Genomic DNA, 17,195 nt, shown 5'->3' with positions numbered 1-17,195 from the left:
TATCAAATCACTACTGGAAGTTTAGCAGGAAGTGATGCCTTTACAGGAAGTTTAACAAGAGTTTCAGGAGAGACTGTTGGAACCTATGCAATAAATCAAGGTAGTTTAGCATTAAATAGTAATTATACGTTAACCTATGTTTCGAATAACTTAACAATAGTGAAAAGAGTTATAGAAGTAACGGCAGATGCAAAGACTAAGTTGTATCGAGATACTGATCCAGCGCTTACATATCAAATCACTACTGGAAGTTTAGTAGGAAGTGATGCTTTTACAGGAAGTTTAACAAGAGTTTCAGGAGAGACTGTTGGAACATATGCAATAAATCAAGGTAGTTTAGCATTGAGTAACAACTATACGTTAACCTATGTTTCAAATAACTTAACAATAGGAAAAAGAACTATAGAAGTAACGGCAGATGCAAAGACGAAGTTATATGGAGACACTGACCCTGCACTTACATACCAAATTACTTCAGGAAGTTTAGTCGGAGGAGATACTTTTACAGGTAATTTAACAAGAGCTACAGGAGAAACTGTAGGAGCGTATGCAATAAACCAAGGTAGTTTAGCATTGAATAACAACTATACCTTAACCTATGTTTCAAGTAATTTAACAATAGGAAAAAGAGCTGTAGAAGTAACGGCAGATGCAAAGGCGAAGTTTTATGGAGACACTGATCCAGCTCTTACATATCAAATCACTACTGGAAGTTTAGCAGGAAGTGATGTCTTTACAGGAAGTTTAACAAGAGTTTCAGGAGAGACTGTAGGAGCGTATGCAATAAACCAAGGTAGTTTAGCATTAAATAGTAACTATACGTTGACCTATGTTTCAAATAACCTAACAATAGGAAAGAGAGTTATAGAAGTAACAGCAGATGCGAAGACGAAGTTATATGGAGACACTGACCCTGCACTTACATATCAAATTACTTCAGGAAGTTTAGTTGGAGGAGATACTTTTACAGGTAACTTAACAAGAGTTTCAGGAGAGACTGTTGGAACCTATGCAATAAACCAAGGTAGTTTAGCATTGAATAACAACTATACCTTAACCTATGTTTCAAGTAATTTAACAATAGGAAAAAGAGCTGTAGAAGTAACGGCAGATGCAAAGGCGAAGTTTTATGGAGACACTGATCCAGCTCTTACATATCAAATCACTACTGGAAGTTTAGCAGGAAGTGATGCCTTTACAGGAAGTTTAACAAGAGTTTCAGGAGAGACTGTAGGAGCGTATGCAATAAACCAAGGTAGTTTAGCATTAAATAGTAACTATACGTTAACCTATGTTTCAAATAACCTAACAATAGGAAAGAGAGTTATAGAAGTAACAGCAGATGCGAAGACGAAGTTATATGGAGACACTGATCCAGCGCTTACATATCAAATTACTTCAGGAAGTTTAGTTGAAGGAGATACTTTTACGGGAAGTTTAACAAGAGTTTCAGGAGAGACTGTAGGAACATATGCAATAAATCAAGGTAGTTTAGCATTAACTAACAACTATACTTTAACTTATGTTTCAAATAACTTAACGATAGGAAGTAGAGCAATTACAATTACGGCAGATGCTAAAACAAAAGTGTATGGAGAAATAGATCCAGCGCTTACATATCAAATAACTTCAGGAAGTTTAGTGGGAAGTGATGCTTTTACGGGAGATTTAACTAGAGCGGGAGGAGAAGCACAAGGAAATTATGGAATTACTCAAGGAACTTTAGCTTTAAATAATAATTATGATATTACGTTTGTTGGAGCTAATTTTTATATAGATTTCCGTTTTATACGTATTGTACCAACAACAGCAATACAGAAAACCTATGGAGATGCTGATCCAGCTAAGTTAAACTTTCCTTTTGTAATTACACAAGGTTCGTTGGCTTTTGATGATGCTATTGAAGTATATGGAAGATTTAGAGATGGAGGAGAGAATGTAGGAAACTATCAAATAAGAAGTTTAACTTCATTAGTAACATCAACAAATGGAGGGCAATCATCGTATTCGATTACTTATACAAATGCAGGTTCAGCACGTTTACTTATCAATCCTAGAGAAATAGAAGTAACAGCAGATGGAAAATCTAAAGAGTACGGAGATTTAGATCCAACATTAACTTATCAGATAACAAAAGGAGCATTACAATTTACGGATGCCTTTACAGGAAGTTTGGAAAGAGTAGTAGGGGAAGCTTTAGGTAGTTATGCTATTAACAAAGGAACCTTAACTCCAGGAAGTAATTATACAGTAACTTTTGTAGGAAACAATTTAACAATTGGTAAAAGGTTAATTGAAATAACTGCTGACGCAAAAAGTAAAAGTTATGGAGATATAGATCCATCACTTACATATCAAATCACTTCAGGAAGTTTAGTAGGAAGTGATACTTTCACAGGATCATTAACAAGGGTTTCAGGAGAAACTTTAGGAACGTATACAATAAACCAAGGTAGTTTAACATTGAATAACAACTATACTTTAACCTATATTTCAAATAACTTAACTATTGGAAAGAGAATGGTTGAAGTAACAGCAGACGCAAAGACAAAGTTATATGGAGATACCGATCCAACCCTTACGTATCAAATCACTTCAGGAAGCTTAGTAGGAGGTGATGCATTTACAGGAAGTTTAACAAGGGTTTCTGGAGAATTAGTGGGGACTTATGCAATAAACCAAGGAACACTAGCTCTAAATAATAACTACACGTTAAACTTTATAAGTAGTAATTTAAATATTACTCCAGCTTCAAATCAAGTTATTTGGAGTGGAAAGATTAATAAAGAATGGACTCAAGGAACTAACTGGAGTGGGAATACTGCACCAACAAATACCCAAAATGCATTAATACCAAATGTAGCAAATACTCCTGAAGTAGGAACTACAGCTCAGGTAAACGATTTAACTATTGAGTCGCTATCTTCTTTTGATATTACTGAGAATGGAGGAGTACTAGTTGATGGTAACTTAGTAAATGATGGAACTTTTATGATGACATCAACTGCATCGAATAGTGCTAGTTTGATTGTAAAAGGAACTTCAAACGGACAAGTAACCTATGAGCGTGGAGGATTGATTTCAAATCAATGGAGTATTGTTACTGCACCAGTAGCTGGTCAGAGTATAAAAGACTTTGTTGAAAATCCAGCGAATAATATTCGTGTGAATACTACCTTAACACCGAATAGATATGCGGTAGGATATTATGATGATACTAGACCAACAGGAGATAAATGGGTATATTATACAGTGGATAATTTAGCATCTAACAGCATTACTTTTGAAAAAGGACAAAGTTATGCAATCTCTAGAGCAACTAATGGTTCGGTAACTTTTACAGGAACTATTGAAACAGCAGATGTTAATAAATCAGTTGTGGTATCAGAATGGAATGCAGTTGGAAACCCATATACCGCATTTTTACCAATCAATGAAAACTCAGGAACCAACTTTATCAATGATAACTTGGCTAGTTTTGATCCGGCTTATGTAGGAGTGTATGTATGGGATAATACCCAAAGTAAATACATTGCTAAAACCTTAGTAAGTGGAGAAAGTTCATTAGCACCAGGACAAGGATTCTTTGTGAAAACTACAGGTAGTGCAAATAACATGGCTTTCAAACAAGCACAACGAATGTTACAACCTGCTACAGGAGGAACTTTTAGTAAGGGATCAAATATTCCAACCATTGAGTTATCTATTGCTTCTAAAGGAGTTCAAGTAAATACTAGTATTAGCTATAGAAATAATGCAACTAGTGGATTAGATGCAGGGTATGACGTAGGAAACTTTGATGGAGCTGAATTGGATATTTATACCAGATTATTAGATGGTTCATCAGAAAAGAACTTTACTTATCAATCTTTACCTAGTAATTCAAAAGAGAACTCTATTATTCCAGTGGGAATAAAAGTGAAAGCAGGAACTTTTGTAACGATCTCAGGAAAAGGACTTTCATTACCAGTGGGTGTAGAAATGTATTTAGAAGATAGAGAATTAGGAAAATTCATCAACTTAAATGAAGAAGACTATGCATTAACCATAGGAAAAGCAATCAATGGAGTTGGAAGATTTTACTTACATACCAAAACACAAGTAGAAATTCCAGAAATAACATTAGCAGATATTAAGCTTTACAATACAAACAATACATTATTTGTAGAAGGAGTACAAGGAGAACAGTTTGAAATTACGATGTATAACACAGCGGGAATGTTAGTATACCAAGATCGTTTTGAAGGAACTAGTAAAAATAGTATTGCTTTACCATTAGTTGAGGTTGGAGTTTATATTGTACGAGTTGCGACCAATGTTGGAACAAAGAGTAAAAAGATTATCCTTAAAAAGTCGAAATAATGAATAAACGAAATATGGAACATAAAGAAAACAAAATCAATAGAAAAGAAGCATTAAAAAAGTTAGGTAAGTACGGAAAGTATACGGCATTAACAGCCTTGGGAACTTACCTGATCTTGTCCCCCCATAAGGCACAAGCTCAAAGTCCTGAAAATCCGGGGAGTAATTTTTAAACAACAATGGAGTTTTTTAGCGCAAGTCTTACGGCTTGCGCTTTTTTATTTTATAAAGTTTTTATTTAAAATATATTGGACTTAAAGCAAGATTATAGTTGATTCTTTCAATAGCAATTTAGATTGTTGAAAGGAAAATAGAAAGTTTAGAAATACCAGTAAAAAAAATCGCTCAAACTTCCCATACAGAATATCTAAAAGAGATTATAAATGCTTTATTCTTTAAATCGAAACAGTCATTTTAAGAGGTTTTAAAATAATACAAAAGTCATTGGCATTTGGATGAAAAATAAATTTAAAAACTATCCGAAACTTTTTAAAATAACAGCAGGAAAAGGATATTAAAGTATTAAATAAAAAGATAGTTTAATATTACTTGGAAAGTTAAGGTTGTATAATATCGAAATAACCAAACTATTATGGGAATAGTGTATGTTTTTTTTAATAGAGAAATGGATTTAGAAAGAAGATTTTTGTTTTAGAAGTTAATCATCTAAATAAAATACTTAGATAAAAAAGAGAGTACACATTGCTCTTTTTTTATACAATAATATTGTTAAGTATATCAGTTTAATTACGTTTAAATAGTTGTTTTTTAGTAGGATTATAGGTTTTTGTATAGAATGTTGTATAGATTTTTGTAGGGTGTTTTGTAGGGGTGAAAAATAGTTTTTGTAAAAAAAAATAGGGTATATAAAAATTTAGCTGTACACCATATGTAAACCCTCTTAAATGGTTTGCTGAAACTAAATAAAAACTAAATTTATTAACCTCTCATGAAAAAAACTACTCTCTTGTATGTGATGTTTTTGTGTTTGATGATAACACAGGGATTTTCACAGACCTTCAACGAAGTAGAAAACAACAACGTTGTAGGTAATGTGTTAACGTCTTCTCAAAGTCGTATCTATTCATCTGCTAATTATCAGGGAACTGTAACAAGTTCAGATTCGGATTTTTGGATTATTTCAAGAAAAGAAACTCAAGCCTCAGATATTACACTTTATTTTGATAGACTTTGGGTAAATAGTAATTCTGACTTTGATTTTAGAATATGGGAGTATCGTGGTGGAAATTGGGGAGTGACTCCAGTAAACATTGGTACCCTTAGAACTTTAATGCAAGTATCAGGTATATATAACTATAGTTTAACATTACCGTATAGTAACAATGTAAGCGGTGGTAATAGTAATAATTTTTATGCCATTGAGGTATTTACTGGTGCAGCTAGCTTTAATTATAATTTTAACATAGGTGCTAGCTCAGTAAACTCTTTTTATTATTGTTATGAACTTGGTTCAGTTACTCCAACAGCTACGCAAGTAAATGATGCAGATGTAGCATTGAATAACTTAGGAGTAAATGGTATTGATGATATGTATTATATCGTAAAGTTTTCAAATACAAATTCGTTTACAGACTTTACAGATGCCTATATTCAAAATCAACCATTACCGACTGCCGCTGCAAGTAATTCATACAGCGGGTCTGGAGAGCATGTTGTATATGTAGGAACCGATAATGGAGCGGTACAATCCGCTTTAGCAATGACCAATTTACAGCGTAATACTACTTATCATTATAAAGTATATACTTATAGTGATTGTCATGGGTATATTAATTATAACAACTCAATAGCACCTGTTTCAATAACTACTTGTCCAGGAACAGCACCAGGTGTAAGTTCTGTAAATTCTGTAAGCGCAACATCACCAACTACGGCAACTATCAATACTTTAGGAAGACCGGCAGGAGCAGATACTTCAATGGGGTATTTGGTTAAGTTTAGTGATACCAACAGTTTTACCGCTCCAGTAAGCGGAACAACATTACCAACTGCTTCTTTAGATTATTCTGGTAAAACAGGAGAACAAGTTGTGTATACAGGGGCTGTAGGAAGTGGTGCAGGGACTACTGATGATATCAATCAAGTAATTACTGGTCTTCAAGTAAACAAAGATTATTATGTAAAAGTATATACCTACGATTTATGCGGAGGGAAATATAATTTTGAAACTACAGGTTCTACTGTGGTAACAAACAATTATGTGTGCGAAGCACCATCTGTGGTAACAAATGTAAATGCAAGTGCTACGGGGACAACTACAATGAATGTAGCTTCTTTTACAGCTCCTTCAATTGTTAATGGAAGCTTATCTTATATTATAAAAGTGAGTGATACAAATTCATTCACAGCACCAAGCACAGTTCCAACTTCACCTAGTACAGCATACAATTCAGTAGCAGGTGGTGAACAAGTTGTGTATGTTGGTACTTCGGTAACTCCAAATTTAAATATTACTGGATTAACAGAAAATGCAACATACTATGTAAAAGTATATACTTACAATACTTGTGCAGGAGGAGATTATTTTGAAACGACGGGAAGTTCACCGGTAACTATTACAATGTGTGGAACTCCAACTGGAAATGCGGAATTATTAAGCTTCAGAGAAGATTTAACGTATGAGAACAGATTATCACCTATTATTTCAAACGTTCCGGCAGGAGCAGAGGGGCAAGTTGTAAAAATAAATGTAGAGAATTCATTTACGGATATAACAGGAGTACAAAGTACATTATCAACTGCAAATGCAACCTATTCAGGTTCTGGTGATCAGGTAATACTAGCGGGAGCTTTTCCAAATGGTCAGGCTTTTACAGGGCATAATTTATTACCAAATACAGAATATTTCTTTAGAATATATTCATATAAAGAATGTAATGGTCAGTATTATTTTTCGAACACGAATCATAGTACTTCTAAATTTACGGCAGGGGTTACTGATAAGTTAGCCTCTAATGCAGTTATAAATAGTTTTACAGGAACTACCTTTAATTTGGCATCTTTCACGGGGGCTCCAGTAGCAGATAATGGAAGAGGATTGCCTAAAGGATATATAGTAAAAATGAATACGGTAAATAGTTTTACTCCTTCTGGATTTAGAGGGCCTATTCCAACTCCAGATTCAGATTATAAAGGAGGAGAGCAGGTTGTGTATTTTGGAGCATCAACAACTCCTAATCAGGTTATAACAGGATTAACTCCAAATACAACGTATTATTTTACGATTTATGCATATACTGATTCTGGATCGCCTTATTTTTTAAATAGCTTCCAACAAACAGGATATGAATTTTCTGTGGTTAATAATGGATCTTTAATTAATCCAACTATTACTTTTGATGATGTAGCGGTGAATGCAGGTGGAGCTAACTTTAATTTAAATGCAACATCCAATTCTACAGGAGGAATTAATTATAGAATTATTAATGCAGGAGGAACAGGTACAACCTTAAGTGGTGCTAATAATGAAACAGTAACTATTGGAAGTGCAGGAACTGTTGTTATAGAAGCAGCTCAAGCTGCTACTTCTACCTATCAGAGTGCTACAAAAACGATGACTTTAACAATAAACGCTCCTTTAGCAACTTTAGGGGGTGGTATTTATTATCAAGTGAATTCAGGGGTAACAACCGTTGATATGGCGGCTACTTTAAGCTCAAATTCTACTGGAGCTTATACTTTTGAAATTGTAGGGGAAACATTAGGATATTCTGTTACAGGTAATTTACTAAATGTAAATAATGTGGCTGGATCAATTGTGGTTAAAGTTACACAAGCCGCTGATGCTAACTATAGTGAAACCGTTGGGTATTATTCTACATTGTTTTATAATACTGGATTTTCTCCAAAAACAGACATGGCTCATAACTTGTTTGATTTTTCCTTGAATCCAAATGAAAGTAAAACAATTATAACTGCTTTAAACTTTTCAGGACAACCTACAACATATAGCATTGTAAATAATGGAGGAACAGGTTCTACATTAGTAGGAAATGTTTTCACAGCAGGTGCAAATGCAGGAACCGTGACTTTAAGGGCAGTTACCCCAGGTAGTAACTTATATAATGCAACTACAAAAGATGTAACGGTAACAGTAATTGGTACACCACAAACAATTACATTCAATGCTTTGAGTGATGTTACTTATGGAGATGCTGCGTTTAATTTAACAGCAACAGCTTCTTCGGGCTTAGTAGTTACTTATTCAAGTTCTGATCCAACAGTGGCTTCAATTTCGGGTAATGCTGTTACAATTCATAAAGCAGGAACTATCAATATAACTGCTTCTCAAGCAGGAGGAGGTTTATATAATGCTGCACCAGATGTGGTACAGTCTTTAACAGTGAATCCTATCACGATTGTAAATCAAAACTTAACTTTAGATACAACAGGTTCTGTATTATGTAATACGCACGCTACGTTCTCTTTAGATAATTCTCAATTAAATGTAGATTATTATTTAAGAAACAATAGTGATAATAGTATCATTGAAGGACCAGTAGCAGGAACAGGAAGTGGAATTTCGTTTGCAAAGGAAATTTTAACTAGTAACCGAACTTATAATGTCATAGCAGTACAAGGTAACCAGACCTTACCTACAGCTACAAATACGTTACAAATTACGGGAACACCAACAGTTAGTGTACAGACTTTAGATGCGAAAACATTGAGTATAACACAACCAGATGGAAGATCTGCAGTAGTTTCAGTAACAGGTTCTCAGTCAGGTGTAAATTATTATTTACAAGATAATGTGAGTAATGAAGTATTACAAGGACCATTAGCAGGTACAGGAGTTGATCTTTCTTTTACAACGGAAACTTTAACAGCGGATAGAACTTATAAAGTAGTTGCAACAGATGCAAGTGCTAATAATGGTGTTAGAAATGGAATTAGTTTAGATAATGTAGATGACTATGTGAGTATTCCTGCAATTAATTCTCATTTAAGTAATGTTCAACAGGCAACGATTGAAACTTGGGTGAAAATTCCAGCTTCAGATGCGACTGATGTAAATGCGTCAATTATTACTTTTGAAGGCTATTCAGGATTTGGGGTTGCCTCTGTAGTGGTTCCGTTTTACATCAATATTTCTGGAGGAACTATTTTTGCGGGGCATCATGATGATGACGTAGACGATGGAGGAACTTTTAATACACCGGCTTATACTTACCCAGTAGATACATGGTTCCATGTTGCTGCAACAATGAATGGACCAGCTATTAATTTTTATGTTAATGGAAATTTAATTGGTTCGACAAGTAACTATTTTGGGTTTGAAATCTTCCAATTAACTTCAAACATTCGATTAGGAAGAAATTATGAAAGTACTTCAAATAGTACAAAATTATTTGGTGGAGATTTAGCACAAACAAGAATTTGGAATGGTGTTCGTACGCAATCAGACATTGCATCTAATATAAATACTCAGTTTACAACTCCACAAACAAACTTGGTACTGAATTATAACTATGATCAAACATCTGGAACAAGTGTAACAGATACATCTGGTAATTCAAATACAGGTACTTTACAAAATGGAGCTGGAGACGCAACAAGCTGGATCAATGATTTGTTTACAGATAGTGTTTGTGGATTTGTACCAATGAATAATACTGTAGCAGCAACGCTTACAGCATTACAAGATCAAGTAATAACTTTTGATGCTTTGGCAACAAAGACTTATGGAGATACAACATTTGATTTAGTTGCAAGCTCAGATTCAGGTTTAGGAATTACATTTACAAGTTCAGATACTTCAGTAGCTACAATTTCTGGAAATACGGTTACCATTGTAGGAGCAGGAACAACTACCATTACAGCGAATCAGGCTGGAAATGGAACTTATAATCCAGCAAGCCTAGATCGAAACTTAGTAGTTGATAAGAAAATGTTGGTAGTTTCTCCTAAAGATGCTACCATTACATACGGTATCTTAGATTTACCAGCAGACAATTCAACAGAAAACTATCCTTTCCAAGTAGAGGGATTGGTAAATGGAGATTTAGAAGCAGATGTGTTAAGAATAAGTACGTCTTTCTCTGATATTTCAAACTTAGCAATCGTAAATTCTACAAACCCAGGGCAACCTTTAGATGTGGGAACTCATAATGGAGTAATGACTTGGGGAACACCTCCAATTATTGATATTTTATCTTCTAATTATACATATAGAGCCAATGCTGCAGGAAACTTAATGGTAAATCCAGCACCTATAACGATAACTGCGGAAGCAAAGTCTAAAAATTATGATGGAGGTTCTGTTGCAGATCCCACACTTACATATACAGTAGATAGAAGTAATTTACCTACGGGTGCTGATGTAATCAATTACCCAGATCCGTTTGCATTTACTGGAGCTTTAAGTAGAATAACTGGTCAAGATGCTGGAACATATGCAATAAATCAAGGAACTTTAAGCTTAGGAAGTAATTATAATATTACTTTTAATAGTGCAGATTTTACAATTAATAAAGTTGACTTAACAGCAACTTCAGTTTCAAACAAGGTATATGGAGATGCATTGGGAGCTTTACCAATTCAGTATACAGGATTTGTGAATGGAGAAAATACTTCAGTTATAGATACTGAACCAAGTGCTGTATCAGGAATAACAATCGACGGAACTACTCCAGCAGGAGGTCCACATGTGGTTAATGTATCTGGAGGTTTTGATAATAATTATAACATTGTATCTAGTAATGGAACTATTACTGTAACAAAAAGAGTATTAAATGCTTCTGTAGATAATAAAGCAAAAGTATATGGAGATGCGAATCCAACTTTTACTATGCAATATTCAAATTTTGTAAATGGTGATGATGAAAGTGTAATTACACAGAATGTAAGTTTAGGAGCTTATGAAAGTGGTTCGACTTTAGTTAGTGAGACTTCTCCGGTAGGATCATATGTGATTACAAACTTACCAGGTTTATTTGTTGCAGATAATTATTTTATAAACTTCACCAATTTAGGAGTAGCTAGATTAACAATTACTCAAAAAGATATTGAAGTTACTGCAGATGCTGGTCAGGAAAAATCATTTGGAACTACAGACCCTACCTTTACGTATAGTATTACTTCTGGAGGTTTGGTTAATGGAGATACATTCACAGGAACTTTAAGTAGAGCAGCAGGAGAAAATGCAGGAACATATGTTATCAACCAAGGAACCTTAGCTTTAAATGCAAATTATAATTTGTCATTTATTTCTAATAATTTTGAAATTACTAAAGGAGCTGCAACAGTTATTGTTAATAATTTAACGCAAACCTATGATGGTACAGTTAAATCAGTTTCACCAACGACAATGCCAAATGGATTATCAGTTGATGTTACTTATGATGGAGGAAATACAGCACCTACAAATGCTGGTAACTATACAGTTGTAGCTACCGTAAATGATACAAACTACCAAGGAAACACTACAGAAACTTTTACGATTAATAAAGCAAATCAGGTAATTACCTTTGGAGCGTTAAGTAATGTAACTTATGGAGATGCTAATTTTAATTTAACGGCAAGTTCAGATTCAGGATTAGGAGTTACTTATACTAGTTCAGATACTTCCGTAGCTACTATTTCAGGAAATACAATAACGATTGTAGGTGCAGGTACATCTACAATCACAGCTAGTCAAGCGGGTAATACAAATTACAATGCTGCGGTAAACGTTCAACAAACAATAACAGTAGGAAAGAAAGCAATTGAAGTTACTGCAGAAGCGAAAACAAAAATTTATGGAGATGCTGATCCAGCACTTACCTATACTGTAACTAATGGAAGTTTAGTAGGAAGTGATGTTTTTACAGGAAGTTTGGCAAGAGTTGCTGGAGAAGCCCGAGGGAATTATGGGATTACTCAAGGAACTTTAGCGTTAAATAGTAATTATAATGTTACGTTTGTTGGAGCTAATTTTTATATAGATTATCGTTTTATACGTATTGTGCCAACAGCAACAGTACAGAAAACATATGGAGATTCAGATCCAACCAAATTAAATTTTCCTTTTGCAATTACTGAAGGTTCATTAGCCTTTGATGATGCTATTGAAGTATTTGGAACATTTAGAGATGTTGGAGAGAATGTAGGGAGTTATCAAATAAGAGGTTTATCATCTACTTTTACATCGACCAATGGAGGTGAATCTTCGTATTCAATTACTTACACTCATGCAGGATCGGTACGTCTACAGATTAACCAAAGAGCAATAGAAGTAACCGCAGATGCAAAGTCGAAAGCTTATGTTTGTTGGAGCTAATTTTTATATAGATTATCGTTTTATACGTATTGTGCCAACAGCAACAGTACAGAAAACATATGGAGATTCAGATCCAACCAAATTAAATTTTCCTTTTGCAATTACTGAAGGTTCATTAGCCTTTGATGATGCTATTGAAGTATTTGGAACATTTAGAGATGTTGGAGAGAATGTAGGGAGTTATCAAATAAGAGGTTTATCATCTACTTTTACATCGACCAATGGAGGTGAATCTTCGTATTCAATTACTTACACTCATGCAGGATCGGTACGTCTACAGATTAACCAAAGAGCAATAGAAGTAACCGCAGATGCAAAGTCGAAAGCTTATGGTGATACAGATCCAGCTTTAACTTATCAAGTTACTAATGGTGCATTACAATTTAGTGATGCCTTTACAGGAACTTTAGAAAGAGTAACAGGAGAAGCTTTAGGTAGTTATGCTATTAATAAAGGAACTTTAACTCCAGGAAACAATTACGCAGTAACTTTTGTAGGAGATAATTTAACGATAGGAAAAAGAGCTATTGAAATTACTGTAGACGCAGTATCTAAAAAGTATGGAGATGCTGACCCAGTATTTACTTATCAAATTACTAATGGAAGTTTAGCAGGTAGCGATTCTTTTATAGGAATTTTAGAAAGAGTTTCAGGTAATAATGTTGGAGCTTATGCAATAAATCAAGGAACTTTAGGAATCAATGGAAATTATACAATTTCATTTGTGCCAGCTAATTTAAACATTACAGCAAGAGCTATAGAAGTGACCGCAGAAGCAAAGAGTAAAGTATATGGAGATGCTGATCCAGCATTTACTTATCAAATTACTTCAGGAACTTTAGCAGGAAGTGATGCTTTTACAGGAAGTTTAGAAAGAGTTTCAGGTAATAATGTTGGAGCTTATGCAATAAATCAAGGAACATTAGCGCTAAATTCTAATTATGTAATTACTTATGTAAGTAGTGATTTAACTATTGCCAAAAAGGATATTTCGATTCTTGCTGCAAATCAAGAAAAAGAATATGGAGAAGTAGACTCAAATCTTACGTACAGCTTATTTCCAGGTTCAATTTTAGTAAATGGAGATGCACTTTCTGGTAGCTTAACAAGAGAGACTGGTGAAAATGTAGGAACTTATAATATTAGTTTAGGAACACTTACAGCAGGAGCTAATTATAACATGACACTTTTTGGAGCTCCTACTTTTGAAATTACTAAAAGAGCCGTTGAAGTAACGGCAGATGTAAAATCTAAAGAATATGGGGCACTAGATCCAACATTAACCTACCAAATTACATCGGGTAGTTTAGCTGGAAGTGATGCGTTTACAGGAGCTTTAGCTAGAGTTTCGGGTAATAATGTTGGAACCTATGCTATTAATCAAGGTACTTTGGCATTAGATAGTAATTATACCGTAACTTATGTTAGTAATGATTTTACAATTACAAAACGTCTAGTAACAATTACGGCGGATGCTATTGTAAAAGTAGTAGGAGATACAGATCCAACATTAACGTTTAAAGAAACACTAGGTTCTATACTTGTTGGAGACTTATATACAGGAAGCTTAGAAAGAGTAGCAGGAGAAACTGTAGGAACTTATGCAATTAATCAAGGAACGGTTACAGCGGGTAATAATTATACGATTACATACGTTGGAGCGAATCTTGAGATTATTGAAAGTAAAAATGCAAACGTATTAAATTTTGAAGGACCAGCAGATCAGACGTATGATTATATTGAGGTAGCTGACAGTCCAAGTTTAGATTTTACATCAGAATTTACATTTGAAACTTGGGTGAACTTTGATGAGATTACACGTTATAATAACGGATGGGATTGGCAATGTTTATTTGCAAAATCAAGATACAATGAATCATATGGTTTAATGTTATTAACCGAAGGAACTAAAACATTAAGATTCTATCATGCAGGATTTGGAACAGGACATACAGATTTTAATTGGACTAGTTCATTAACAGCTAAAACTTGGTATCATGTTGCCGTAACATTTAATGGAACAAAAGCAACCATTTATATTGATGGTACTGAGGTAGCTTCACAAACTGATACTGCTAGTAGTGTAGTACCTAATAACAATCCATTAATGATTGGAGCAAATAATACTGGAGGAGGAGATCCATACCCATTACAAGGAACTTTAGATGAGGTGCGTTTCTGGAATGTGGCTAGAACAGCTGCAGAAATAAACGATTACAAATCAAATGAGTTAGAAGGAAATGAAACAGGATTGGTATTGTATTATGATATGAATCAAGGTATTGGTTCTGGAAACAATACAGCAATTACTGAATTAGTAGATAAGTCAACTCAAGGAAACAATGGGGCATTGCATCAGTTTGCACTAAGAGGAAGCTCAAGTAACTTTATGAATGATATCACAAATGGAGTAACTGCTAAGCAAGACCAAGTAATTACATTCAATACAATTCCAACAAAAACGTATGGAGATGCAGCTTTTAATTTAAATGCCACTTCAGACAAAGGATTAGACATTGTATTTACAAGTTCTAATGTAAATGTTGCAACTGTATCAGGAAATACAGTAACCATTATTGGAGTTGGATCTGCTACAATAACTGCACATCAGGCAGGAACTAGAACAGTTAAATCGGCGTCAGCAGTACAGAATTTAACGGTAATTGCAGGAGCAAACAGGTCTGTTTGGAATGGAACTACAAGTGCAATTTGGACGGTTGGAACTAACTGGAGTGATAATACGGTACCAGCTATTACTGGAGATGCTATCATACCAAATGTAGCAACTACTCCTGAAGTAGGAACTACAGTTCAAGTAAACGATTTAACTATTGAGTCGCTGTCTTCTTTTGATATTACTGAGAATGGAGGAGTACTAGTTGATGGTAACTTAGTAAATGATGGAACTTTTATGATGACATCAACAGCATCGAATAGTGCGAGTTTGATTGTAAAAGGAACTTCAAACGGACAAGTAACCTATGAGCGTGGAGGAATGATTGCTAATCAGTGGAGTATTGTTACTGCACCAGTAGTTGGTCAAAGTGTAAAAGATTTTGTTGAAAATCCAGCGAATAATGTTCGTATGAATACTACTGTAACACCAAATAGATATGCGGTAGGATATTATGATGATACTAGACCAACAGGAGATAAATGGGTATACTATACAGTAGATGATTTAGCATCTAACAGCGTTACTTTTGAAAAAGGACAAAGTTATGCGATCTCTAGAGCAACTAATGGTTCTGTTAGTTTCACAGGAACTATAGAAACAGCAGATGTTAATAAATCAGTTGTAGTATCGGAATGGAATGCAGTTGGAAACCCATATACCGCATTTTTACCAATCAATGAAAACTCAGGAACCAACTTTATCAATGATAACTTGGCTAGTTTTGATCCGGCTTATGTAGGAGTGTATGTATGGGATAATACCCAAAGTAAATACATTGCTAAAACCTTAGTAAGTGGAGAAAGTTCATTAGCACCAGGACAAGGATTCTTTGTAAAAACGACAGGTAGTGCAAATAACATGGCTTTCAAACAAGCACAACGAATGTTACAACCTGCTACAGGAGGAACTTTTAGTAAGGGATCAAATATTCCAACCATTGAGTTATCTATTGCTTCTAAAGGAGTTCAAGTAAATACTAGTATTAGCTATAGAAATAATGCAACTAGTGGATTAGATGCAGGGTATGACATAGGAAACTTTGATGGAGCTGAATTGGATATTTATACCAGATTATTAGATGGTTCATCAGAAAAGAACTTTACTTATCAATCTTTACCTAGTAATTCAAAAGAGAACTTTATTATTCCAGTGGGAATAAAAGTGAAAGCAGGAACTTTTGTAACGATCTCAGGAAAAGGACTTTCATTACCAGTAGGTATAGAAATGTATTTAGAAGATAGAGAATTAGAGAAGTTCATCAACTTAAATGAGGAAGACTATTCACTAACCATAGGAAAAGCGACCAATGGTATTGGAAGATTTTACTTACATACGAAAGCACAAGTAGAAATTCCAGAAGTAACATTAGCAGATATTAAGCTTTACAATACAAACAATACATTATTTGTAGAGGGAGTACAAGGAGAACAGTTTGAAATTACGATGTATAACACAGCAGGAATGCTAGTATACCAAGATCGTTTTGAAGGAATTGGTAAAAACGGTATTACTTTACCATCTGTTGAGGTAGGAGTTTATATCGTACGAGTTGCGACCAATGTTGGAACAAAGAGTAAGAAGGTCATCCTTAAAAAAACGAAATAATGAATAATCAAAATATAGATGATAAAGGAAACAAAATCACTAGAAAAGAGGCTTTAGAAAAGTTAGGGAAGTACGGAAAGTACACCGCTTTAACAGCTTTAGGAACTTATCTGATTTTGAATCCACAGAAAGCACAAGCTCAAAGTCCTGAAAATCCAGGGGGTAATTTTTAAACAACAATGGAGCTTTATAGCGCAAGTCATATGACTTGCGTTTTTTTATTAAACAAGTATATAATTATAAAGTATCTTACTACATTAGTCGAAAAAT

The 17,195-nt window shown here is 34.3% G+C and carries 5 protein-coding genes; all 5 read left to right on the top strand.

From position 1 onward, the window contains the following. On the top strand, nt 1–4,362 hold a 4,362-nt coding region (locus tag Q0873_RS17225), incomplete at its 5' end, for an MBG domain-containing protein (RefSeq protein ID WP_299109754.1). Then, on the top strand, nt 4,362–4,535 hold the full coding sequence (locus tag Q0873_RS17220; protein ID WP_299109751.1) for a hypothetical protein: 174 nt from the start codon (nt 4,362–4,364) through the stop codon (nt 4,533–4,535). The genes Q0873_RS17225 and Q0873_RS17220, both read left to right, overlap by 1 nt. A 776-nt stretch (nt 4,536–5,311) precedes the next feature. After that, nucleotides 5,312–12,643: an MBG domain-containing protein gene (locus Q0873_RS17215; RefSeq protein WP_299109748.1), complete on the top strand. Its 7,332-nt coding sequence runs from the start codon at nt 5,312–5,314 to the stop codon at nt 12,641–12,643. Further along, on the top strand, nt 12,609–16,925 hold the full coding sequence (locus Q0873_RS17210; protein WP_299109745.1) for an MBG domain-containing protein: 4,317 nt from the start codon (nt 12,609–12,611) through the stop codon (nt 16,923–16,925). The genes Q0873_RS17215 and Q0873_RS17210 overlap by 35 nt, the downstream gene beginning before the upstream one ends. After that, on the top strand, nt 16,925–17,098 hold the full coding sequence (locus Q0873_RS17205; RefSeq protein ID WP_299109742.1) for a hypothetical protein: 174 nt from the start codon (nt 16,925–16,927) through the stop codon (nt 17,096–17,098). The genes Q0873_RS17210 and Q0873_RS17205 overlap by 1 nt, the downstream gene beginning before the upstream one ends. Nucleotides 17,099–17,195 lie beyond the last annotated feature (97 nt).

This window comes from uncultured Tenacibaculum sp. (assembly GCF_947498805.1).
In the GTDB taxonomy this organism is placed as follows: Bacteria; Bacteroidota; Bacteroidia; order Flavobacteriales; family Flavobacteriaceae; genus Polaribacter.
This window is presented reverse-complemented; position numbering and strand designations above follow the sequence as displayed.

What these genes read in the sequence shown, in the direction of transcription:
- Q0873_RS17210 (WP_299109745.1), top strand. Translation starts at nt 12,609, where the DNA reads ATGCAAAGTCGAAAGCTTATGTTTGTTGGAGCTAATTTTTATATAGAT.
- Q0873_RS17220 (WP_299109751.1), top strand. Translation starts at nt 4,362, where the DNA reads ATGAATAAACGAAATATGGAACATAAAGAAAACAAAATCAATAGAAAA.
- Q0873_RS17215 (WP_299109748.1), top strand. Translation starts at nt 5,312, where the DNA reads ATGAAAAAAACTACTCTCTTGTATGTGATGTTTTTGTGTTTGATGATA.
- Q0873_RS17205 (WP_299109742.1), top strand. Translation starts at nt 16,925, where the DNA reads ATGAATAATCAAAATATAGATGATAAAGGAAACAAAATCACTAGAAAA.